Origin of the sequence: Akkermansia sp. KLE1798, assembly GCF_001580195.1 — a bacterium.
Lineage (GTDB): Bacteria > Verrucomicrobiota > Verrucomicrobiia > Verrucomicrobiales > Akkermansiaceae > Akkermansia > Akkermansia biwaensis.
This window is the reverse complement of the sequence record NZ_KQ971090.1, coordinates 141533-161128: the sequence shown is the minus strand read 5'-3', so window position 1 is coordinate 161128 and position 19596 is coordinate 141533. Positions and strand designations below refer to the sequence as shown.

General features: G+C 54.9%; 24 protein-coding genes and 1 tRNA gene. 7 read left to right on the top strand and 18 right to left on the bottom strand.

The window, feature by feature from the left end; genetic code table 11:
- Positions 1–190: 190 nt before the first annotated feature.
- Entirely contained in the window at positions 191–2251 is a 2061-nt protein-coding gene (locus HMPREF3039_RS10205) for a thioredoxin-like domain-containing protein (protein WP_167506742.1), read from the bottom strand.
- A 455-nt stretch (positions 2252–2706) separates the two neighbouring features.
- On the opposite strand from HMPREF3039_RS10205, the gene HMPREF3039_RS10195 reads away from it, so the two are divergent.
- Together HMPREF3039_RS10195 and HMPREF3039_RS10190 are read left to right on the top strand one after the other, a co-directional pair.
- Positions 2707–3051 (top strand): helix-turn-helix domain-containing protein, encoded by a 345-nt coding sequence (locus HMPREF3039_RS10195; RefSeq protein WP_067570783.1) that lies wholly within the window; start codon positions 2707–2709, stop codon positions 3049–3051.
- Between the two features lie 103 nt (positions 3052–3154).
- Positions 3155–3859, top strand: coding sequence for a hypothetical protein (locus HMPREF3039_RS10190; protein WP_067570788.1), 705 nt, complete (start codon positions 3155–3157; stop codon positions 3857–3859).
- Here the strand turns inward: HMPREF3039_RS10190 and HMPREF3039_RS10185 are convergent.
- From HMPREF3039_RS10185 to HMPREF3039_RS10150, 8 genes are all read right to left on the bottom strand, one after another.
- Positions 3860–3936 (bottom strand) — tRNA-Arg (locus tag HMPREF3039_RS10185).
- 79 nt (positions 3937–4015) lie between these two features.
- The gene (ybeY, locus tag HMPREF3039_RS10180; protein WP_067982043.1) at positions 4016–4501 is read right to left on the bottom strand and encodes an rRNA maturation RNase YbeY; all 486 of its coding nucleotides are present in this window, start codon (positions 4499–4501) and stop codon (positions 4016–4018) included.
- Entirely contained in the window at positions 4485–6236 is a 1752-nt protein-coding gene (locus HMPREF3039_RS10175; RefSeq protein WP_067570791.1) for an HD family phosphohydrolase, read from the bottom strand. Before HMPREF3039_RS10175 ends, ybeY begins: the two co-directional genes overlap by 17 nt.
- A gap of 6 nt (positions 6237–6242) precedes the next feature.
- Positions 6243–7292: a phosphate acyltransferase PlsX gene (gene plsX / locus HMPREF3039_RS10170; RefSeq protein WP_067570793.1), complete on the bottom strand. Its 1050-nt coding sequence runs from the start codon at positions 7290–7292 to the stop codon at positions 6243–6245.
- A 147-nt stretch (positions 7293–7439) separates the two neighbouring features.
- Positions 7440–7631, bottom strand: a complete 192-nt coding sequence (gene rpmF / locus HMPREF3039_RS10165) for a 50S ribosomal protein L32 (RefSeq protein ID WP_067570795.1) — start codon at positions 7629–7631, stop codon at positions 7440–7442.
- A 23-nt stretch (positions 7632–7654) separates the two neighbouring features.
- Positions 7655–8146 (bottom strand): YceD family protein, encoded by a 492-nt coding sequence (locus tag HMPREF3039_RS10160; RefSeq protein WP_067570796.1) that lies wholly within the window; start codon positions 8144–8146, stop codon positions 7655–7657.
- Positions 8147–8262: 116 nt separating this feature from the next.
- Positions 8263–8607: a histidine triad nucleotide-binding protein gene (locus HMPREF3039_RS10155; protein WP_067570797.1), complete on the bottom strand. Its 345-nt coding sequence runs from the start codon at positions 8605–8607 to the stop codon at positions 8263–8265.
- 55 nt (positions 8608–8662) lie between these two features.
- Complete coding sequence (locus HMPREF3039_RS10150) at positions 8663–9709, bottom strand: L-threonylcarbamoyladenylate synthase (RefSeq protein WP_067571037.1); 1047 nt, start codon at positions 9707–9709, stop codon at positions 8663–8665.
- 131 nt (positions 9710–9840) lie between these two features.
- On the opposite strand from HMPREF3039_RS10150, the gene HMPREF3039_RS10145 reads away from it, so the two are divergent.
- Positions 9841–10389: a shikimate kinase gene (locus tag HMPREF3039_RS10145; protein ID WP_067570798.1), complete on the top strand. Its 549-nt coding sequence runs from the start codon at positions 9841–9843 to the stop codon at positions 10387–10389.
- Positions 10390–10514: 125 nt separating this feature from the next.
- Here the strand turns inward: HMPREF3039_RS10145 and rpsP are convergent, their stop codons facing one another.
- The 8 genes from rpsP to HMPREF3039_RS10105 form a co-directional block, all read right to left on the bottom strand.
- Positions 10515–10757, bottom strand: coding sequence for a 30S ribosomal protein S16 (gene rpsP, locus HMPREF3039_RS10140; protein WP_067570799.1), 243 nt, complete (start codon positions 10755–10757; stop codon positions 10515–10517).
- A gap of 168 nt (positions 10758–10925) precedes the next feature.
- Positions 10926–11549: a LysE family translocator gene (locus tag HMPREF3039_RS10135; protein ID WP_067570801.1), complete on the bottom strand. Its 624-nt coding sequence runs from the start codon at positions 11547–11549 to the stop codon at positions 10926–10928.
- Positions 11550–11567: 18 nt separating this feature from the next.
- Positions 11568–12467 (bottom strand): tyrosine recombinase XerC, encoded by a 900-nt coding sequence (locus HMPREF3039_RS10130; protein ID WP_067570803.1) that lies wholly within the window; start codon positions 12465–12467, stop codon positions 11568–11570.
- 13 nt (positions 12468–12480) lie between these two features.
- Positions 12481–13323: an EF-hand domain-containing protein gene (locus tag HMPREF3039_RS10125; RefSeq protein ID WP_067570805.1), complete on the bottom strand. Its 843-nt coding sequence runs from the start codon at positions 13321–13323 to the stop codon at positions 12481–12483.
- Positions 13324–13437: 114 nt separating this feature from the next.
- Positions 13438–13806 carry a preprotein translocase subunit YajC gene (gene yajC / locus HMPREF3039_RS10120; protein ID WP_231863909.1) on the bottom strand — a complete coding sequence of 123 codons (369 nt, stop codon included), beginning with the start codon at positions 13804–13806 and terminating at the stop codon, positions 13438–13440.
- Between the two features lie 8 nt (positions 13807–13814).
- Positions 13815–14948, bottom strand: a complete 1134-nt coding sequence (gene tgt / locus HMPREF3039_RS10115) for a tRNA guanosine(34) transglycosylase Tgt (protein WP_067570812.1) — start codon at positions 14946–14948, stop codon at positions 13815–13817.
- 11 nt (positions 14949–14959) lie between these two features.
- Positions 14960–15550, bottom strand: coding sequence for a tRNA (guanine(46)-N(7))-methyltransferase TrmB (locus tag HMPREF3039_RS10110; protein ID WP_067571039.1), 591 nt, complete (start codon positions 15548–15550; stop codon positions 14960–14962).
- A 114-nt stretch (positions 15551–15664) separates the two neighbouring features.
- Positions 15665–16387: an NUDIX hydrolase gene (locus HMPREF3039_RS10105; RefSeq protein ID WP_067570813.1), complete on the bottom strand. Its 723-nt coding sequence runs from the start codon at positions 16385–16387 to the stop codon at positions 15665–15667.
- 224 nt (positions 16388–16611) lie between these two features.
- Here HMPREF3039_RS10105 and HMPREF3039_RS10100 point away from each other — a divergent pair, with 224 nt between their 5' ends.
- A complete protein-coding gene (locus tag HMPREF3039_RS10100) occupies positions 16612–17130 on the top strand; it encodes a septal ring lytic transglycosylase RlpA family protein (RefSeq protein WP_067570814.1) in 519 nt (172 codons plus the stop codon).
- A 2-nt stretch (positions 17131–17132) separates the two neighbouring features.
- On the opposite strand, the gene rnhC is transcribed toward HMPREF3039_RS10100, so the two are convergent.
- The gene (gene rnhC / locus HMPREF3039_RS10095) at positions 17133–18035 is read right to left on the bottom strand and encodes a ribonuclease HIII (protein ID WP_067570815.1); all 903 of its coding nucleotides are present in this window, start codon (positions 18033–18035) and stop codon (positions 17133–17135) included.
- Positions 18036–18193: 158 nt separating this feature from the next.
- Here rnhC and HMPREF3039_RS10090 point away from each other — a divergent pair, with 158 nt between their 5' ends.
- From HMPREF3039_RS10090 to HMPREF3039_RS10080, 3 genes are all read left to right on the top strand, one after another.
- Positions 18194–18535: an HU family DNA-binding protein gene (locus tag HMPREF3039_RS10090; protein ID WP_306419612.1), complete on the top strand. Its 342-nt coding sequence runs from the start codon at positions 18194–18196 to the stop codon at positions 18533–18535.
- A 106-nt stretch (positions 18536–18641) separates the two neighbouring features.
- Entirely contained in the window at positions 18642–19247 is a 606-nt protein-coding gene (locus HMPREF3039_RS10085) for a hypothetical protein (protein ID WP_067570817.1), read from the top strand.
- Positions 19248–19325: 78 nt separating this feature from the next.
- A complete protein-coding gene (locus HMPREF3039_RS10080) occupies positions 19326–19589 on the top strand; it encodes a hypothetical protein (RefSeq protein ID WP_067570818.1) in 264 nt (87 codons plus the stop codon).
- Positions 19590–19596: the final 7 nt, after the last annotated feature.

Sequence of the window (19596 nt, the reverse complement as noted above, 5' to 3'; positions counted from 1 at the left end):
GTACTGCCGCCGTGTTGGCGTGCCGAGAAGTCTAATAAAATCATGCCATTTGTCAATATCATTTGGCTATTTTTCGACAGATTTTTTATGCAATTTTACAACTCGTTGATTATAGACATTTTAAAAAATCGTATTTTCTCACAAAAAAGCCCCCTTTCACAAGGAAAGGGGGCAGAATGTTTCGGATGGCTTAAGCTTCCTTCTGTTTTTTCTTTATGGCGGCATATTGGTGGACCAGCGGCAATTCGTGGAATGCTTTCAGGGCATCCTCTTTTGCCTGTACATAGTCTTTTTTCTCCATGGCCATTTCCATCATGACTTGATAACAAGCGGCATTGTAGCCACCATCACCGCGAGTATTGGCATCCCGCATGATTTGCAAGGCGCGCCGGGAGGCATCATAGCTGTTTTCCCGCATTTCATCCGAACTTCTATAGATTTTCAACATGTAGGAGGCCAGGGTATCTTCCCGGGGAAAGCGCGAAAGCATCTTGTCCAGAATATCAACCGCTTTCCGGTAGTCCTTTTCCTGGAAAGCCTGTTCAGCATGCACTTTAGCTACTGAGAAAGAAAAAGAGGAACTGTCAGAAAAACGCTCTGCATTTTCTTCCATCAATTTGATGTAATCCTCATATTTTTTCTGTTTGCGGAGTTCAAAGGATTTCTTTAATACTCCCTCAAGCTCCTGGTCGTATGCCTGGCGTTTGGCAAGCTCTTCACTCAATTTGTCTTTGTCCAGCGTTTCCCTGCGTGCCAGATCAGCCACCCAGGAAGGCATCCTCTTGATCTCTCCCGCCCATACAACCACACCATCACGAATGGCCACGGCAGACGGGAAATATTGCAGTTTAAGAGAATCAAAAAGATTCCTTACAGAGTCATCCGAAGGGACCCCGACCGGATAGGGAGACCACATGCCGGGACGTTTCAGGCATTCCTTTACCTGTTCCTTGTTCAAAGGACTCACCGACAATGCCAGCACTTTGATATTGGGATGATCCAGCAATCCGTATTTCTTCAAGACAATATCTAGTGTATTGGCAGGACGATCCCCTACCAGCTTTCCATCCTTCGGGAAAGCCCGCCAAAAGTCGATGAAAACGGTTTTCCCGGCGGGAAGTCCCGCCATACCGGGATGGTTGAACCACGTCTGCTTTTTCAAGAGAGGCGTATAAAAAGAGTCTTCCTGAACGGGATTTATTTCCTGCGCCTTGCGGGGCGGTTCCGGCTTGATTCCCTTCGTCACACGATCCAGCAAGGACTGGAGCGTTTCCTTGTCCCCGGTCTGTTCCTGCAGCTTTGCCCATGCTTTTCCCAGGGATGAAAGCGTAATAGCTTTTTCCATATACTCCAGCGCCTCCTTGTCTTTGCCCTGCTTTTCCCGCAGTTCCGCCATCATGCTCCACGGAAGAGACGCCTCCTTGTTTCCTTTTTTCGAGATTTCAATGCACCGGCGCAAGCACCGTTCCACCAGAGCGGCATCCAGTTTATCAAACGGCATGGTATCCGCTTCCAGCAGGCTTCCGGCTACATTTATCTGCACACGGTAATTATCCGGATATTCTTCTGTCAGATCATTCAGCACCGATTGTGCTTCATCGTATTTTCCCTGTTGCAGCAGAACATTGAAAGGTATGGTTTTCAAATAAATCAGCCTGTCCTGCGGAAATTGATTCGATTCCTGAATTTGCTTCAAAAGGGGTGCAACCCCCTGTCTGCCATTTTTCTGGGCAAGCTGGCTGACCATCTGCATCGTCTGCATGAAAATCTTATTTTCCTTGTCTCTCGCCTCCTCCGTTTCAACCGGCAGAGACGCCGCAGAGAAGTCCGGCTTCAACATGGACGTCAACAGTTCTTCCGAGAGCTTCGCCGGATGCCCCCGCCAGATAAGTTTTCCGTTCTTGATGGCAAAAGCGTGCGGGATTCCATTCACTTCCATCGGATCCAGCCATTTTGCCTTGGTGCGCTTCCCATCCACGTCCACCGCCATGGTATAGTTGAGGGGAGCCGGCCTGTTTTTCAGAAATTCTTTCAGAGCTTCCGGAGACTTGCGGTCCATCACGTTTACCCCGATGATCTGCATGTTGGGATTTCCCTTGAGTACCTGGTACAGATGTTCCATATGGGGCATCGCAGCAAGACAGGGGCCGCACCAGGTAGCCCAAAATTCAAAGATATACACTTTGTCTTTTTCCCATTTTTTCACGGGCTCTCCCTGCAGCCATACCTCCGGAATTCCATCCAGGGGCATTTCAGGCAATGCTTCCGCCGGGACGGCAGTTTGATTTTCTTTTTTTTCAGGAGAAGCGGCCATGGAAGGCATGCCCGCAGACATCATAAAAACAGCGGAACAGCCCAAAACAAGCAGAGTGGAATTCAGCATAGTAAAACCATACTCCTGGAGCCTGATGCGTCAAGACTATAGAAGAGGAATTCCCGGCGGATGGCACAACAAGGTTCATTTCTTCCAATGCATGGAAATTCATAAGACATCTGACCATTGAAGAAGAAAGAAAATGCTAAGCATGAGCTTTTTTGCACAAGTGCAGAAAATATCAATCTCCAACATCCACATTTTTTTGAATTTCATTGGTTTTAAGAAAAAAAATTTACCTTTTGCGATAATCAAAGACAATATTATTTTCCAAAAGAGAAAACACATTAGAAAGGTCTTGCCAGATTTTTCTGAATGCGAAAAATGCGCGCATGGATGATATGAAGTCCAGCATCAGGAAGTTTCTGGCCCTCACAAAAATGACTAGGGATGAATTCGCCGACCTTTGCGGCGTAAGCAAAAGTCAGGTTGACAAATGGCTCTCCACCGTACCCATCCCTGCTGCACGACAACGCCTCATTTCCAGAATCATGGAGGAAGAGTACGCCAAACACGCTCGCGCAGCGCAGATCAAGAATCCAAACAGTATCCACGTTCCGGTAACTCCACAACGATATGAAAAGTTCAGATCGGAAGCGGAAAGACATGGTTTGACCGTACCAGAATGGGCCAGTGAAGCTTTGGACGCACTTTCCAACATCAAGTGCAAAAGGTAGAAAGCCGGTCCAGATACCCAACACTATCATATGGAAAGGAAAAATAGAGAGCTGAACATTCACCGCCCATCCTGCGCACAATTACCAAATTCCCAGTAATTTCATGTCAGACGACGAAATACGCACCACAGTCAGGGAATGGCTTCAATGCCAACACCGCAAGTCCTATCAACTGGCCGGGGAAATAGGAATCCGTCCCCAAACATTTTACGCCCAGATGAGCGTACGCAAAATATCCGATAACACCAAAAGAGCGCTTGCCCGGGTTATTCCGGCATTGATGTCTGAGTTGGATTTGAGCTTATCGTCTTCTCCGGATAGAGACGATCCGGAACGCCTCAAAGTCAAGGAATGGCTCAAGGCACAGGGTAAAACTCGGCAGTGGCTGGCGGAACAATGCCGCGTTTCCGTCCGTACCGTGCACACTTGGTTTTCCGCAAGCGGGAGCATTCCCGCAACACAGTCCCTGTTTATCGAGAAGCTGATGAAGGAAGACGTTCCGCATCCCATGCCCCTGCATGAGTTTTCCGCCAATTTTTCCGAGGCGGAGATGTTCATCATCCATAAATTCCAGAAGCTTCATCCCGGCATTGACCTGAATACATACGGGATGTATAAAATTCTGGAACTGTGCATCAATACTCTTTTACAGGACGAGCACAGCCGCCCCGCATCCGTGCCAACTTCTACCAGCATTCCGGAAGATTATCTTCAGGCGGCTGAAAGGCCTTTTCCCTCAGGGAAACAGAGCGCAGACATGCTCCATAAAAGGCAAACCCCGCAAGCTTGCAGCTTACGAGGTTTATAATGGCACGTCCAACAGGATTCGAACCTGTGACCCACTGCTTAGAAGGCAGTTGCTCTATCCAACTGAGCTATGGACGCATGGCGTGGAAGGAGAGTAGCAAAGATGTTCTCTGCTTGGCAAGCCCGTATCTGTAAAAAACGGTGTCCCGGCTGCCCTTCAGGCATTGTCCGGAAAAGACATGCCCGCAAGTCCTCCCCCGAATTTTTCCACCAGCGGTTCCTGATGAGAGAACATCCGCTCTCTTTCCTCCGGCTCCGTGTCAATATAGCCGTGCAGATGCAGCAGGCCATGCACCATGTACCGGAAAAGTTCCCGGCAAACGGGTTCGTTGTATTCCACCGCCTGGCGGATGGCGGTATCATAGCTGACGACGATTTCCCCCAATCCGTCGCCATGAGGGAAGGTGATGACGTCCGTTTCAGAGGGATCATCCAGAAAGCGGGCATGCACATCCCGGATGGAGTCATCATCCACAATGCTTATTTCCACTTCCTCCAGGCCGGAGAGGACGGGCACGGGTCCTTCCGGAAGGGCCAGAACGGCAGACAAACAATCATTCAGAGCCAAGGACAGGGACTCCATAACGGCAGGCGGGATGCGCCCTTCCTCCAAATGGCTGTAAAGTTCAAGATGCGGTTTCATCCTTTTCCTCTCCCTCCGGATTTTCTTCTTCCGGTTTTCCTGCATTTTTCCCGCCGGAAGCGTCATCCGGCAGTTCCATGATGCCGGGAGAGGATTTGCCGTCCTGCGCCTTTCCTTCCTGCTTCCCTCCATTTTCCAGCTCGGACGCTTCCGCGTTTTTTTCTATTTTTGCTTCCGGACTGTGGGCTGGGGAAGGATACGCAATGCGGTTGTGATGGATGCTTTTCAGCGTTTGAATAAAACTGTTCCGGATTTTCTTGAGGTCTCCAAAGGTAAGTCCGCTGTCATCCAAATGACCGTCCACCACTCTTTGCTTGAGCAGTTCATCCACCTTTTTCTGCATTTCCTCGCAGGAAACCCTGCCCATGGAACGCGTAGCGCTTTCCACAATGTCCGCCAGGCTGACGATGCCCGTCTCCTTGCTCTGCGGATTCGGCCCCTTGTAGCGGAAGTTGGATTCCACCACTTCCGGAACGTCATCCGGGGAAGCGAGACCGCTTTCCACCCTGCTCAGGATTTCATCACGGTATTGAAGGGCTTTCCGGTAGAAGAAGTATGCCAGGGATGTACCGTGGTGCTGTTCGATGGCATCCACCAGAGGCCGCGGCAGGTTGTTGGCCCTGGCCATTTCCACGCCGTCGCTGACATGGTCAATGATGATGCGGGCGCTCATGCTGGGCGTGAGTTCATCATGGGGATTGGGGCCGTCCATGATGTTTTCAATGAAATAGAGGGGATTTTGCACCTTGCCGATGTCATGGTAGTAGGCAGCCACCCGGCATTCGATGGGGTTGGCGCCAATAGCCTCCGCCGCGGCCTCCGCAAGCTGGGCAACCATGAGGCAATGGTGGAAGGTTCCCGGCGCCTCCATTTGCAGACGTTTCATGAGGGGGCGGTTCATGTCCGCCATTTCCAGCCAGGAGATGGGCGTAATAATTTTGAAGACGCCCTCTATGATGGGGAGTACCCCGCTGATCAGTACGCTGGTGAGCATGCTGATGCCGAAGGATACCGCTACGCATAGCAGCACTCCCACCAGGTCTGAGTCCCACGCCTGGAGATTGACGACTCCCATGATGCAGCTCAGCACCATGATGAGCAGCCCCACGAAGAATCCCGCCCGCAACAATTGGGCACGATTTCTGAGGTTATGCGTAAGAAGCACCGTGAGCATGCCGGACAGGGAGCTCAAGATCCAGAACTGGACCTGTTTTTCCGGCATGTATTGCTCAGGAAGCACGAAGAAGCCGCCGAGCATGCAGATGCAGATGGTGGCGAACATCCCCAACAGCGGCCCCAGAAGCACCGTCACGATCAGAGGAGCCATCATGTAAGGCAGGTAGAGAAGCTCGTTGCCGATATCCGACGTGATGTCCGCCGTCACGTGGCGAATAAGGCTGAAGAAGAGCAATTGCACCAGAACAGTGCCCCAGGTAACTACAAAGGTTTTGTTCTTTTTGCGCTGGGAACCGGCGCAGAGCCAGTACATCGGCATCAGCGCCAGCGTCACAGAGAAGAGCAGGAAGGCCTCGGAAACATGATGCCATACGGACCTGCCCCAGTGCGGGCTGTAACTGCCCATCCATTGCAGGATGATGAAAACCAGGATGCACAAGGCAACGGAAACCACAGGATTGGAATCCAGGCGGTCGCCCGGGGTATGCTGAACTCCGGCAACCTTTTCCGGTCCCTTGCCTTCTTCCGCCGCGGCGTGTTTTTTCAAAAGATGAAACATGATTGATTATTTGGGGTACACTTCCGAGATTTCCGGAATGGTACCCAGTTTGGCCATCTCCTCTTCAATGAGGGGATTGACACCCGTATGCACCATTTCCATGGAAACGCGCAAGGCATTGCGGATGGCTACGGGGGAGGAACTGCCGTGCGCGATGATGGTGACGCCCTTCACTCCCAGCAGGGGGCTGCCTCCTACGGCATCCGCAGAAAGGCGCGTCTTCATGGCCCGGAACGCACCGGACGCACAAGCCGCTCCCATCATCCGGAGGGGATTCGCCTGGAGTTCCATTTTAAGCCATTTGCCAAATGCCTTGGCCGTGGCTTCACAGGTTTTCAGCAGAACATTGCCGGTAAATCCGTCCGTCAGCACTACGTCTATTTCGTGCTCAAAGAGATCGTGGCCTTCCACATTGCCCACAAATTCAAAGGGGAGCACGCCGCGCTCCTCCAAATACTTCAGCAATGCAAAAGTGCCTTTGGTGAAGTCCGTTCCTTTTTCGTCCTCGGACCCGTTGCTCATGATACCCACTTTCGGCACGGGCTTGCCATAAACGGTGCGTGCCAGAATGCCGGCCATAACGGCATATCCCACCAGATGCCGGGGCTTGGCATCCGGGTTGGCGCCGGTGTCCGTCACATTGCAGACTCCGAATTCATTGGGAAGCTGCGTCACGATTCCGGCGCGTTCCACTCCGTTGAGCAGGCGGAGCTTAATGGTGGCGGCCGCTACGGCCGCTCCCGTGTTGCCGGCGCTGACAACAGCGTCCGCATCCCCTGATTTGACAAGATCCACGGAGACGGACATGGAAGAGTTTTTCTTCTGCCGGACGGCCATCAGACCGGATTCATTCATTTCCACTACTTCCGCCGCGGGCACGATCTCCACACGCGGGCCGGACAAGCCCCAGCGGTCGCAGGAATTACGCACCACATCCTCCCTGCCTACGAGATAGATTTTTTCAATGAGGGGGAAGTCCTGCAGGGCCCGTTTCGCCCCGTCCATGTTAATATCGGGCGCATTGTCGCCGCCCATCACATCCAGTGCAATCTTCATACGTATTTGTTGAAGAAATATGTTAGCAGAAAAACACTCCGCTTCAAGCAAGTTCAGCCGCTTTGCGAAGCAAAAGCGGCCGAGGGTTCAAAATTATTACGCCGCGGTACGGCGGAAAATTTTTCAAAGTTGTTCAGGATCGCAGGCTCAGGCTTCCGCCTTCACCACGATTTCCTTGCCGGAACGGGTCGTGTAGGTGCCGCAACTCGGGCAAGCGGTATGACCGGGGATGCTGCTGCCGCAATTCTGGCATTTGCGAAGCTTCGGAGCACGCCATGCCTGGGCGGCAAGGCGGGTACGCTGCTTCATCTTGGACGTTCTGCGCTTTGGTGCTGCCATAATTTTAGTTGGTAAAAAGGTGATTAATGCTGGTCCCCCAGTTCATTGAGGGCGTCCCACACGCCGCTGTTTTCAATCGGGGCAGGACTGTTTACACCCGTTTGCCCCTGTTTGTCCACTCCAAAATACGGAGTTTTCGCCATACAGTCGTTTTCCATGCCGCCGTCCGCACATTTCGGGTATGCGGGAAAGTCCAGCACGATTTCTTCCCTCATGGCATCAGATACATCTACAACCGTTTGATTGTCAATTTCAAAAGAAGACGCAAAATCCTCCACTTCCACCACGTAGTCAAAGCGGCCCAGGCAGCGGACACAGCGGAATTTGAAGGGAGCGGAAATTTTTCCTCTCACGAACAGTTCATTTTCAAACCTCTGAACCTGCAAGTCAAAGGCAAGCGGCCCGATGGACGTGACTTCTTCATCATCTATGCCGAAGATTTCCGAATCCAGCTCCCCGCTGTATTTTTTCCCCGCTTCCGGCAAATTCTCAAGCTCTACCAGCAATCTTTTCATAAATGCATCTTACAGGCTGATTCCGCGCCTGACAAGCAGACAGGGCGGCACCCGCATCCGCAGAAGCAGGAATGACACGCGCGCCGGCAGCCGGAATAACGGAAAGCCGCTGCGGCCTAGCCGGGAGGCCATTCCAGCTTCCTCCCGGCTAGGATGTGCATGTGCAGATGCGGGACGGCCTCCCCGGCATCGGGGCCGTTATTGATAACGAGACGAAAGCCGGATTCATCAATACCCAGGCTGCGGGCAATTTTGCCTGCGGCCAGCATCATGTGGCCCAAGAGGGCGGCATCCCCTTCATCGGCCAGGGACAGGCGCGGAATGGGCTTGCGGGGAACGAGCAGCAGATGCGTGGGAGCCTGGGGACCGATGTCCCGGAAGCAGACGCACTGGTCGTCCTGATAGACAATGTCCGCAGGAATTTCCCCGGCACAGATTTTTTCAAACAGCGTGAAAGACATGGAATCAAAAAGAAGTCGTCAGGTTGTTTACCGTTTTGCAGAAGGCTTGAACAGATTATTCCCTGGCGGCGGAAGCCCGGCGCAGGCGGTCCATGATGGCGCGGCCCAGCCCCGCTTCCGGAACGGGTTCCGCCACAATGACGTCAATGGCCCCGTTTTCATCCATCTGCCTCATGAGGGCAAACAGGCGTACGGCGGCTTCCGCCAGACGGCCGCTGCCGGGGCTCATGGCCACCACCTCCGCCCAGTTTCCCTCCTGGGCCAGATCGGACGTGCCTTCGTAGGAAAGCAATCCGTAGCGCACGCCCTCCACAGGCGTGAACTCCATGCCGGGCTCCAGCAAAATCATGGGCTTGCGCGGCGCGTAATGACTGGCGAGCTGGCCGGGGGCATCCGCAGGGGCGGCTTCCGACAGGGGACAGGAAGAGGGCTTGCGGCGGATGACCTTCACCATGTTCCTGAACTGTTCCCTGGTGACAGGGCCTTCACGGAGCAATTCCAGGGCAGGCTTTCCCTTGTCGTCCACCATAGGCCGCACGATGGTGCTTTCCAGCCCTTCGGAACAGGCCCCGGCATCCAGGATCATTTCAATGTTGCCGCCCAGCTCCTTTTCCACCGCGGAGGCGGAAGTAGGGCTGATGTGGCCGAACCTGTTGGCGCTGGGCGCCGCTACGGGCCTTCCCAAAGCCTTGGCCACTCCGCGCATCGCCGGATGGGCGCTTACCCGCACGGCTACCGTAGGCAGTCCGCTGGTGACGATGTCCGGAATGATGTCAGCCTTCGGCAAAACCATGGTCAAAGGCCCCGGCCAGAATTTGGATGCCAGGGTGTGCACCAGTTCCCGAAGCTCTTCGGGAATGTTCGTGTATTTCTCAATTTCTTTCCCATGATGCACATGAATGATGAGCGGGTCGAAAGAAGGGCGCCCCTTGACTTCAAAAATTTTAGCCACCGCATCGGGATTCAGGGCATCCGCCCCCAGGCCGTAAACGGTTTCCGTGGGAATCCCCACCAGAGCACCCGCCGCCAGCGCTTCAGCCGCGCGGACATACAGCTTGCGGTTGTCTGACAGGGGATCCACCTCGAATATGTCGGTTTGCATGGCCCTATCCTTGCCTGAAGGATGCTCCTGCGTCAAGCCAGACATCATCCCCTGCCCTTCCTACGGGCCGGAAAAGGGCATACGGCTAAAAAGTTGTTTTCTCAAACGGGCGGATTGGTTACACTTGGGGTATGAAGGACCCGGTGCGCCCCCCCCTGCCTAACATCATCCTGATCGGGCTGATGGGGTGCGGCAAAACGACCATCGGGAAGGAATTGCATCGGGAAACGAATCTGCGCTTTACAGATACGGACCAACTGATCGAGCAGCAGACGGGCATGAGCATTCCGCAGATTTTCAAGACTCTCGGAGAATCCCACTTCCGTGACCTGGAAACCGGCGTCCTGCGCCAAATGCAGTCCGGCAGCAGGCACAGCCGCATCATTTCCACAGGCGGCGGCATCACCATCCGCCCGGAGAACCGGAAACTGCTGAAGGAACTGGGGTTCGTGGTCTGGCTTCATACGGATGTGAATACTCTGTACCAGCGCATTTCCCGCTGTTCCAACCGTCCCCTGCTGCAAGCTCCGGACTCCAGGGGGGTGCTTGCACGTCTTATGGACGAACGGCTTCCCTTTTATCAGGAAACAGCCCATCTCACCATAGATACGGCCAATCTCCACATTCACGAGATCACCTTCGGCATCCTTGAATCCGCCCGGGTGTTCCGTTCACGCTGACACAGCTGCATATTCCTTTTCCGTGAGCTGCTTCCCCCAGGGGCTTTCCGTCCTTTTGCAAGAAACAACAAAAGGCGATCCTCACAGGAGGAACGCCTTCAGGGAAAGCTGAACGGTTATGCGACTCAGGCCTTGCGAGCCTTGCGGATCATGGAGTTCACCGTTTCAGACGGCTGGGCGCCGTTGGAAAGCCACTTGTCAACCTTTTCCAGGTCGATGGTGTAGTTGACGCCTTCCTGCATGGGATCATAGGTGCCTACCTGTTCGATGTAACGGCCGTCGCGGCGAGCGCGGCTGTCTACAACTACGATTTTATAGTAAGGACGGTCCTTGGAACCCTGACGGTTGAGTCTGATTGCTACTGCCATATCAATTTTAAATAAAAGATGTTAATGAGAACTCCCGCGTTTTGTCGCTCGCATGCGTGCACGGTCAGCTTCCCATTGCGGGTGCAGATGTATGCGATATAATGGGATCATTGTCAACACCAGAGTTGTTTTCCGGCAAAAAAACCTTTTCATCCCTTCTTCCCTTCATTACGAAAAACTTTCCACGGCCATGCGCCCGAAGGAGTACAGCATGCTGATGCCGAATCCGGCAAGTGCCAGGGACAGCGCGGCGTCCACCCAGCTGGCATGGCGGTCATAAAAAATCCGGATGGGATGCCAGCGGAATACCAGCGCCCAGAGGATCCATCCCACCGTGCCCGTAACCACGATGAGCACGCCGATGAAGAAGGCATAGGAGACGGAATGATTCTTTTCCAGCAGAGGGGCGGCCAAAGCCACGAAGAAGAAGGTGGCCTTGGGATTCATCAGATTCGTCAGCAGAGCGTCCCGGTAAATGGAGGAGGCCGGGGGGACGTTTCCGTCTGCCGGAACGGGAGACTTACCGCCACGGGGCCATATTTTCCAGGCCAGATACAGCATCCAGCAGGAAGCCAGGCAGAAAAGCGCCAGCCCCAGCGGACTGTGAAAAACGGAAGCCCCCACCGTGCACGCCAGCGCGGCATGCGCTACAACACCCGTGCCGATGCCCAGGGCGGCCATCACCCCGGCTCCGAATCCGTACGCCAGCGTGCTTCTGGTGACGAAAGCCTGGTCGGGACCGGGAGAAGCCTGTGAAAGCAGCAGAATTCCTGCAAAGATGAGTTCTTCCATGGACGGGGAAAGTGAAAGTCATGCCCGGGGATGCGCCTGCCTGTAAACCTCCGCCATTCTGGCGCGCGTCACATGGGTGTATATCTGCGTGGTGGACAGGGAAGCGTGGCCCAGCAGTTCCTGGACGGAACGCAGGTCCGCCCCGGCATCCAGAATATGCGTGGCGAAGGTATGCCGGATTTTATGGGGGGAAATGGGGAACGGGATGGAGGAAAGCTTTACGTATTTGTCCAGCATCATCTGCACGGCACGGGCGCTGAGGCGGGTGCCTATGCGGGAGACAAAGAGGGGGGAATTCTTCGGCAGTCCGGCCATGGAAGCATACGTTTCCAGGGCGGACAGAGCGGGAGCCCCCACAGGCAGAATCCTCTCCTTGCGCCCCTTCCCCATCACGCGCACCCCGCGGAATCGGTGGTCCACGCTGTTGACGTCCAGGCCGACAAGTTCGCTCAACCGCATGCCGCAGGAATAGAAGAGTTCCAGAATGGCGGCATCCCGGTAAGGCAACCACGCCGGGGCGTTGGGAGGCACCGGTACCTTGTACGGCAATTCCAGCAATTCCACCATCTGGTTGATGGTCAGGAAAACGGGCAGGCTTTTTTTCTTTCTGGGCAGGGAAACGCCCGTCATCGGACTGGCCTCCAGACCGCAACGCCGCATCATGAACAGGTAAAAACTGCGCAGGGCGGCAAAACGCAGGCGGATGGACGCCGTAGCAGCCTCATCCTTCAATTCCTGAAACAGCCAGTCCCTCATCTGTTCAGCCGTGCAGGCCTCCCACGCCGTGAAAGAAGCACCCGCCCATGTCCGGAACTGGCGCAGGGCGCGGGCATAAACCTCAACCGTATGCGGGGATGCCTGTTTTTCCACCTCCAAATACTGCAGAAAGGCCCGTTCCGGTTCCAGCGGCTGTTCCATGGCGAAACCAGAGTTATTCCGATTCTTCCTCCTGCTCTCCGTTCACAGGAGCCTCCAGCAGCAGAACCTCGCTGATATTCGCCCTGATGAACAGGTCTATGTCGTCCGGCTCTTCCATGGAGTACAGAGGGTTGTCCCGGTAGCTGTTCGCAAGGGCCTGTTCCCTTTCCATGGGGCTGAGCGTACCGTCCTTGTCCAAGTCGTAAAGGTCCATCATTTCCTTCAGCCTGGCCTGGTACAGAGCGGCCGCATCTTTCATCACAAGAGCATGTTCCTCCGGATCAATGCGTCCGTTTCCATTGGCGTCATACTTTTTCAACAGCATGTTCCTGGTCAGCAAAAACAGGCCCGGCGCCACCATGAAGCGTTTTTTCCCCGGCGTTCTGATTTCCACCATGGGTACGGCTCGTTCCATCCCGGGAGGCGGAGGAGGGGGTGGAGGCCCTTCCTTACGGCGCATGTCCGGTCCTCCGTCCCTGCCGCGTTCCCTGCGGAGTTTTTCCACATATTCCCGGAACGCCTTGTATTCCGTAGGAGAAAGTTTTCCGTCTCCGTCCTTATCAAACTGCATCATGAATTTCCTCCGGGCCTCCTGGCGCGCGGCACGTGCGTCCTTCACCAGCCGGACCTTGTCCTCTTCGGACAAGACGCCCGTTCCCGTGCTGTCATACTCGTCCAGCACCATCTGGCGGATCAGCAGAGTTACCTGCAGGCTTTCCAAACCGGGCCTGGGAACAGGAGGAGCTGCTTCCCGCCCCTCCACGGCAGGAGCCTTAATCCGGGCCGCAGCCTGCGGCAGGAAACCGCACGCCAGCGCGGCGGCACATGATAGGATGAAAGGCTGGAACAATTTCATGGTCACTTTTATTAACCCCGCCTTGAAAAGACGGTTTCAAAAATAAACATCCGCCCCCTGCCGGCGGGCGGCACAAGGCGGATGCGGAAAATGCGGAAAACGCGGAAGCGGCGATTACTTCTCAACGTGAACGATCGCGTTCTTTTCCAGTTCAACGATCACGCCTTCCGCAATCTTGAGGGAAACGGTGCGGTCGTTGACCTTTTCAATAAAGCCGTGGAGCCCTGCGTTCGTCACCACCTTGTCCCCGCGCTGCAGGGATGCGATGCGCGCCTGCTGCTCCTTCTGGGCTTTTCTCTGCGGGCGGATCAGCATCACCCAGAACAGAATAATGATGACCACGAACATGAACATGGGACCGCCGAAGATCTGCTCGAAAATATTCGGCTGTTCCGGCGCCGGCTGGCCGGCGGGAACGCTTTCCGTGGCTGTGGTGACGGGAGCGGCAGGAGCTGCCGCACCATCCTGGGCCTGTGCTAACATAAAGATACTCATAAAATGTCGTTTGCTTGATACCGCGCGATGAATGAATCCTTGAAGGAGCCGAACGTGCCGACGGCTATGGCCTCACGCGCTTGAGCCATAAGCCGGAGATAGAATTCCAGATTCTGGAAAGAAAGCAACCTTAAAGCGAGTATCTCCCCCGCTTTGAAGAGATGGCGCACGTAAGCCCGTGAGAATTGTGTGACATGCGGATGCCCTTCCGGGTCGATGGGGCGCACATCCGCGGCCCAGCGCTGGTTCTTGATATGCATGGGGCCGTCCGGTGTCAGGGCCACCCCGTGGCGCGCCAGGCGGGTAGGCATCACGCAGTCGAACATGTCCACGCCGCGGGCAATCATCTCCAGAAGCTGGGGAGGCGTGCCCAGCCCCATCGCATAACGGGGCTTGTCCTCCGGCAGCCAGGGGGCGGAATGGTCAATAGCCCGGAGCATCTCCTCTTCCGGCTCACCCACGGAAACGCCTCCTATCGCATAGCCGTCAAAATCCATGGCCGCCAGTTCCTCCGCGCACCGTTTTCTCAAATCCGCGTACACGGACCCTTGAACAATTCCGAAGTGGTGCTGCCTCCCTTCCCCGGAACAGGGCCGGTGTTCCTGCACCCATGTCTTGCACCGCCTCGCCCAGCGGAGCGTGTAGCCCAGGGAGCTTTCCGCATACTTCCGGTCACAGGGGTAGGGAGGGCATTCGTCAAAAAGCATGGCAATATCGCTCCCCAGATCCGCCTGTATCTCCATGGAGCGTTCCGGACTAAGCATCATGTACGCGCCGTCCAGATGATTCTGGAAACGCACGCCCTCCTCCGTAATCTTGCGGAGCTTCGCCAGCGACCAGACCTGGAACCCCCCGGAATCCGTCAGAATGGGACGGTTCCACGAAGAAAAACGATGCAGCCCCCCCATTTCCCTGATCAATCCGGAACCGGGACGGAGAGACAAATGATACGTATTCCCCAGAATAATTTGCGCGCCCAGGCTTTCCAAATCCTGGGGATGCAGCGTTTTCACGGAACCCTGCGTGCCTACGGGCATGAAAATGGGTGTCTGCACCCGGCCATGCGGCAATTCAAGCGTACCCAGGCGCGCGGCCGTGGACGAATCTTTCTGATGAAGAGTAAAAGGCATGAAAATCAGGCTTACTGGCGTTTGATGAAACGGGCGAAGTAGGTAGGCTTGCCCATGGATTCCCATTGAAGCTGAAAATCCGTTTTCGGATAAAAGAAATCCCCTTCCTCCCAATTCCCGCGGCGGAACAGGCCGCAGCGTTCCGCGCGGTCCAGCACCCACAGGAAGTATTCCTCATGGTCCGTCTTGAACAGGAACTCCCCGCCGTCCGCAAGGGAACGGTGCAGCACGGGCATGAAATCATCCTGTATCAGGCGGTTCTTATGATGCCTCTCCTTCGGCCAGGGGTCCGGAAACAAATAATGCAGCCTGGAAATCCAGCCCGGTCGTAGCAGCCATTCCAGAAAATAACGGCTTTCCACCCGGCATACCTTCACGTTATCCAGGCCGCGGGATGCCGCCCTGGAACACACGCCCCGCACCCGTCCCAGCAATCTCTCAATACCCAGAAAACGGCGTTCCGGATAATGTGCCGCCATCTGAAGAAGAAAACCCCCGTCCCCGCACCCCAAGTCCACCTCGAACGGACCGTCTTCCCCGAAAATCTCGGAGGGGGCCAGCTCGCCAAAATAGTCTTCCGGAATAAATGCAGGCTCTGTCATGGGAATCAACGTGCGCATAAGATGCGTTACAAACCGGACTCTGTCAAATGAGAAGAGCTCCCTCCGCAACATGGCGCAAGGGAGCTCTAAAAAGTGTGCCCGAACGGCCCGGCGTCAGTTCCGGCAGTAAAGGCGGTTGTAAATTTTACGGTCAAACCGGTAATAGCGCGCCGCGCGGTGCGCTACGCCTTCCTCCTTTTCATCCAGTTGCACAATGTACGGCCTGGCGGCTATTTTCTTATGGAAATTGCGCACGTCCATGGACTTGCCGTGAATCTCCTCATTCAGCCTCCGGAGCTGGAGAGCGGTAAACTTGGAAGGCAGCATGTCGTAAATCAGGGCCGGCTCCTTCTTTACGGCGGAACGTATCCTTTCCAGGGCCAGTTCAATGATATCACGGTGGTCAAAAGCCAGCTCAGGCAGGTCATCCACGGGCACCCATCTGGTCTTGTGGCTCTCCATCAGCTTGCGCAGCTTGGTGGAAATCCTCAGCATCGCCATATAGGCCACCGTCACCAGCCGGCCGATCTTCCGTCCGGACGTGGCTTCCACCCATTCCCTGTCCGCCGGGTTCTTGATCCGCGAAGGAGAGCCGAACGTATGGAATTGCTCCAAATGGGGAGAAGACATGCCAGTCATGTCAAAAAGGATGCGGCGAGCAGCCGCATCAAGCTCCTCGTCTTCATAAATCAAATCTCCGGGAAGCTTGGAAATGGCTCCCGTATGCCCAGATTCAACGTGCGTTTTTTCGACCAGGAGGATTTTCAGCCCTTCCTCGTCGAACCCAATCAACACACAATCCACTGAGAGATGCGGATAAAATGCTTGTCTGTTCATTATATAATCTATTGTAGTAAGTTGCCAACAACGCCTCCGAAGCTACGCAAGCATGTAAACCAAGTCAACCCAAATCAACTAACAAGAGCATCCCGAAGCCAAGGGCCAGGCCCGGAAAGACGGAGCCGTCCCTCCGTTCCCCTCCGGTGGCATAACACCTGCAAAAAAGGGAAAAACACAGCGGCAGCTTGCATTTCCCAATGTTCTTTCCGTATAAATACACCATGCACACGGGCATCATCCGGGGAACGGCCATGCTGGCGGGGCTCTTATGGCTGGCCGCCTGTTCGTCCTCCCCCAAAAGCCGGGACTATCCCGGCTACATGACGCGCCCATACACCATACGGGGCCACCGCTACCACCCCATGAGCGTGGAACAGGCCCTGGGATTCGAGCAAACGGGTATCGCCTCCCACTATAATGAGTGCGCCCTGTGGGGCCTTGTCAGCGGATCGACGGCCATCGGGGAAAACGTCCGGCCCTGGCACCTGCACGCGGCTCATCCCACCCTCCCCCTGCCCTGCGAAGTACTTGTACAATCCCTGCGCACCGGAAAATCCGTCAAAGTCCGCGTCAACGACCGGGGGCCGTTCGTCAGGAACCGCATCATTGACCTGAGTGAGAAAGCCGCCGAGCGCCTGGACATGAAACATCACGGCCTGGACAAAGTAAGAATTACCGTCCTGTCCGTAGGGGACGGCAAATGGAAACGGGAAGCACCTCCCCTGGCCACACCCGCCTGAATTCACTTCAAGACGGACTGCGTAGTCTTGAAATGCATCTTGGCCACCTTCGGCAGCATCTCTTCCCCATGCGTGGCCACAAGCTGGCGGGCTGCCTTCACCACCTGGCCGGATGCGCCGAGCGGCAACTTCATGCCGGCAGCCTCTCCCGCAGCATCCATCCAGTTTACGAAGCGTTCACGCGCCAGAATGGAAGCGGCGGCCACCGCAACGTCGCTCTCAGCCTTGGTTCGCTGTTCCAGCCGGATGGCCAGCTTCTTGGCGGCCAGCGCCCTTTTCAGGACAAACGGATTAGCGAACTGGTCGCTCAGCGCCATGGGGCAGTCCGGCACCTTCCCCACCAAGCCTTCAATAACAGTGGCATGCCCCCACGCCAGAAAACGGTTTAAATTCTTGAATTCAGGATAAAGCTGATTGTAGCGTTCCGGCCCGATGCTCACCAAATGGAACCGGAGGCCCGGAACCTTGCGAATTCCCTCCGCCAGAGAGCGAATCCGGGAAGAAGTGGATACCAGCTTACTGTCGCATACGCCCAGTTTCCGCAAAGCCGCCCCGATGCGCGCGTCCGCATACACCCCGGCGATCACCAGCGGGCCGAAATAGTCGCCCTTGCCGCTCTCGTCAATGCCGAAGTGGGCCGGACACACTTCTCCCGCCTCTTCCTCCGGGGCGGACAGTAGCCCCGTTACCTGCGGCTCCAGGATGAACTCGACAAACTCATCCGTCCCTTTTCCTTGCACGAGAAGCTTGTTCTTTTTTTCATATACCGTCACCAGGAGGGAAGGACCGGAAAAGGAAAAACGGGCATAGGGCACCTGCCCCCTTTCAAAGCCCTTTGCGTCAAGAATGGCTTCCAATTTTCCGGCCTGGACGCCGGTCAGCATGGTTGTAAAGGTGGTGCGCATACGCTTTTTCTCTGCTCCGGATATCCGGGGGACAATAATGGAAGCATGCAAACAAGGCGGGTCAAGCAAATTCCCTGCATCACGCAGTTGAATACGCAAAAATCAAGCATGCCACGGATTCTGTGATTTTTTAGGAGACAAATCAGCCCCCGTGAACTATAAAACTCATACATTCATATCATTCTGCACTTCATATGGCTAAAACATTAACAAAACGAGACCTCGTTAACAAGATCAGCGCCGAAACGAACTTCACTCAGATTGAAGTGTTCGACATCGTACAGCGTGCCGTGGACATTATCTCCAGCACTCTTGCAGAAGGAGACCGTGTTGTGATCCGCAACTTCGGCACCTTCCAGGTAAAGGAAGTAAAGCCCAAAGTGGGCCGCAACCCCAAGAACCCTGACCAGGATGTACCGATTCCGGCCCGTTCCGTCGTCAAATTCAAAGTTGGCAAGGAATTGAAGGACCAGGTCGCCAAGCTGACCGCTTCCAAATAAACCCGGCACAGGGAAAGACAAATTACTCCGGGCGCCTTCATCCTCACGATGAAGACGCCTTTTTGTTTGCAATTTTCCTCCCAATCGGGAAAATGGGAACGTGAGCATGTTCCGGATAACGCATCTCTGCCTGATTGCTGCTGCAGGGCTTTGCTCCTGCGCTACCGAGCGCACCGTCACCAACAGTCTGGAAACCAGGGATCAAAAATCCATGGACCTGATGGACCGGTTTGCCGGCGGCTTTTCCGTGCAAAAGGATAAAGACGGAGAAATGAAGATGGTTTCCGAGAAACGAAGCTCTTTTGAAGGCCGCAGATACGGAGGGGAAATCTCCTCCGTTGAGAAAAAAGCCTTTGAAACCTCCGGATTTGAGAAAAAACAGTTTGACGGTGCGGGAACCAGATTTGAAACAAAAAAATGGGATGGCGCCAAATCCTTCATGGACGGAAAAACGGAAGTTCCGGACTTCATCGCCCACGCCAAGGGGGTGAACACGGGCTCCTGGCAGGACGCCTCCAAGCAATACGCCACGCGCAAGGCGGAAATCCAGGGACGCACCTGGAAAGAGGCGGACAAACAATTCAGCCATGAAATCAACAAAGACATTGACGCCAGGCGGAAAAGTTTTGAACAGCCTTCCATGATGAGCATCCGGGAAGCGCAGGCGCACACTATCCAGGAAACCAGGGAAATGATGGGACGGACGGACTAGGGGAAAACGTACAGGACGTGATCCCATGCCACATTTCAGGTTCGACTTTATTTTCAGCAGCCATCTATACTCCCTCTCGTGAGTGCCAAAGACGTTCCGCCTTCCATTACCCTGCCTACCAGCGATTACTACACCATTGTCAAGATGAGCAATCATGCCGTTGTGGGAGTATTCCGCCAGCATGTCTTTGCGCGCCGTTCCTCCCGCCGCTATGCGCCGCCTATTCCCGAGGAACACGACTTTTACTGCGTGAAAAGAACGCCGGACCGTGTCATGGTGCAAATCTTTCACGACGGCAACGAAGTTTACCGTTGCATTTTTGTACCTCCTGCCGATTATTAACGGCAGG

What these genes read in the sequence shown, in the direction of transcription:
- plsX (WP_067570793.1), bottom strand. Translation starts at nt 7,292, where the DNA reads ATGAAGATTGCACTGGATGTGATGGGCGGCGACAATGCGCCCGATATT.
- yajC (WP_231863909.1), bottom strand. Translation starts at nt 13,806, where the DNA reads ATGTTAGCACAGGCCCAGGATGGTGCGGCAGCTCCTGCCGCTCCCGTC.
- HMPREF3039_RS10105 (WP_067570813.1), bottom strand. Translation starts at nt 16,387, where the DNA reads ATGAACAGACAAGCATTTTATCCGCATCTCTCAGTGGATTGTGTGTTG.
- ybeY (WP_067982043.1), bottom strand. Translation starts at nt 4,501, where the DNA reads ATGAAACCGCATCTTGAACTTTACAGCCATTTGGAGGAAGGGCGCATC.
- rpsP (WP_067570799.1), bottom strand. Translation starts at nt 10,757, where the DNA reads ATGGCAGTAGCAATCAGACTCAACCGTCAGGGTTCCAAGGACCGTCCT.
- HMPREF3039_RS10195 (WP_067570783.1), top strand. Translation starts at nt 2,707, where the DNA reads ATGGATGATATGAAGTCCAGCATCAGGAAGTTTCTGGCCCTCACAAAA.
- HMPREF3039_RS10205 (WP_167506742.1), bottom strand. Translation starts at nt 2,251, where the DNA reads ATGCCCCTGGATGGAATTCCGGAGGTATGGCTGCAGGGAGAGCCCGTG.
- HMPREF3039_RS10130 (WP_067570803.1), bottom strand. Translation starts at nt 12,467, where the DNA reads ATGGAACAGCCGCTGGAACCGGAACGGGCCTTTCTGCAGTATTTGGAG.
- HMPREF3039_RS10110 (WP_067571039.1), bottom strand. Translation starts at nt 15,550, where the DNA reads ATGACAGAGCCTGCATTTATTCCGGAAGACTATTTTGGCGAGCTGGCC.
- HMPREF3039_RS10175 (WP_067570791.1), bottom strand. Translation starts at nt 6,236, where the DNA reads ATGTTTCATCTTTTGAAAAAACACGCCGCGGCGGAAGAAGGCAAGGGA.
- HMPREF3039_RS10100 (WP_067570814.1), top strand. Translation starts at nt 16,612, where the DNA reads ATGCACACGGGCATCATCCGGGGAACGGCCATGCTGGCGGGGCTCTTA.
- HMPREF3039_RS10160 (WP_067570796.1), bottom strand. Translation starts at nt 8,146, where the DNA reads ATGAAAAGATTGCTGGTAGAGCTTGAGAATTTGCCGGAAGCGGGGAAA.
- HMPREF3039_RS10085 (WP_067570817.1), top strand. Translation starts at nt 18,642, where the DNA reads ATGTTCCGGATAACGCATCTCTGCCTGATTGCTGCTGCAGGGCTTTGC.
- HMPREF3039_RS10190 (WP_067570788.1), top strand. Translation starts at nt 3,155, where the DNA reads ATGTCAGACGACGAAATACGCACCACAGTCAGGGAATGGCTTCAATGC.
- rpmF (WP_067570795.1), bottom strand. Translation starts at nt 7,631, where the DNA reads ATGGCAGCACCAAAGCGCAGAACGTCCAAGATGAAGCAGCGTACCCGC.
- HMPREF3039_RS10125 (WP_067570805.1), bottom strand. Translation starts at nt 13,323, where the DNA reads ATGAAATTGTTCCAGCCTTTCATCCTATCATGTGCCGCCGCGCTGGCG.
- tgt (WP_067570812.1), bottom strand. Translation starts at nt 14,948, where the DNA reads ATGCCTTTTACTCTTCATCAGAAAGATTCGTCCACGGCCGCGCGCCTG.
- HMPREF3039_RS10145 (WP_067570798.1), top strand. Translation starts at nt 9,841, where the DNA reads ATGAAGGACCCGGTGCGCCCCCCCCTGCCTAACATCATCCTGATCGGG.
- HMPREF3039_RS10135 (WP_067570801.1), bottom strand. Translation starts at nt 11,549, where the DNA reads ATGGAAGAACTCATCTTTGCAGGAATTCTGCTGCTTTCACAGGCTTCT.
- HMPREF3039_RS10150 (WP_067571037.1), bottom strand. Translation starts at nt 9,709, where the DNA reads ATGCAAACCGACATATTCGAGGTGGATCCCCTGTCAGACAACCGCAAG.
- rnhC (WP_067570815.1), bottom strand. Translation starts at nt 18,035, where the DNA reads ATGCGCACCACCTTTACAACCATGCTGACCGGCGTCCAGGCCGGAAAA.
- HMPREF3039_RS10155 (WP_067570797.1), bottom strand. Translation starts at nt 8,607, where the DNA reads ATGTCTTTCACGCTGTTTGAAAAAATCTGTGCCGGGGAAATTCCTGCG.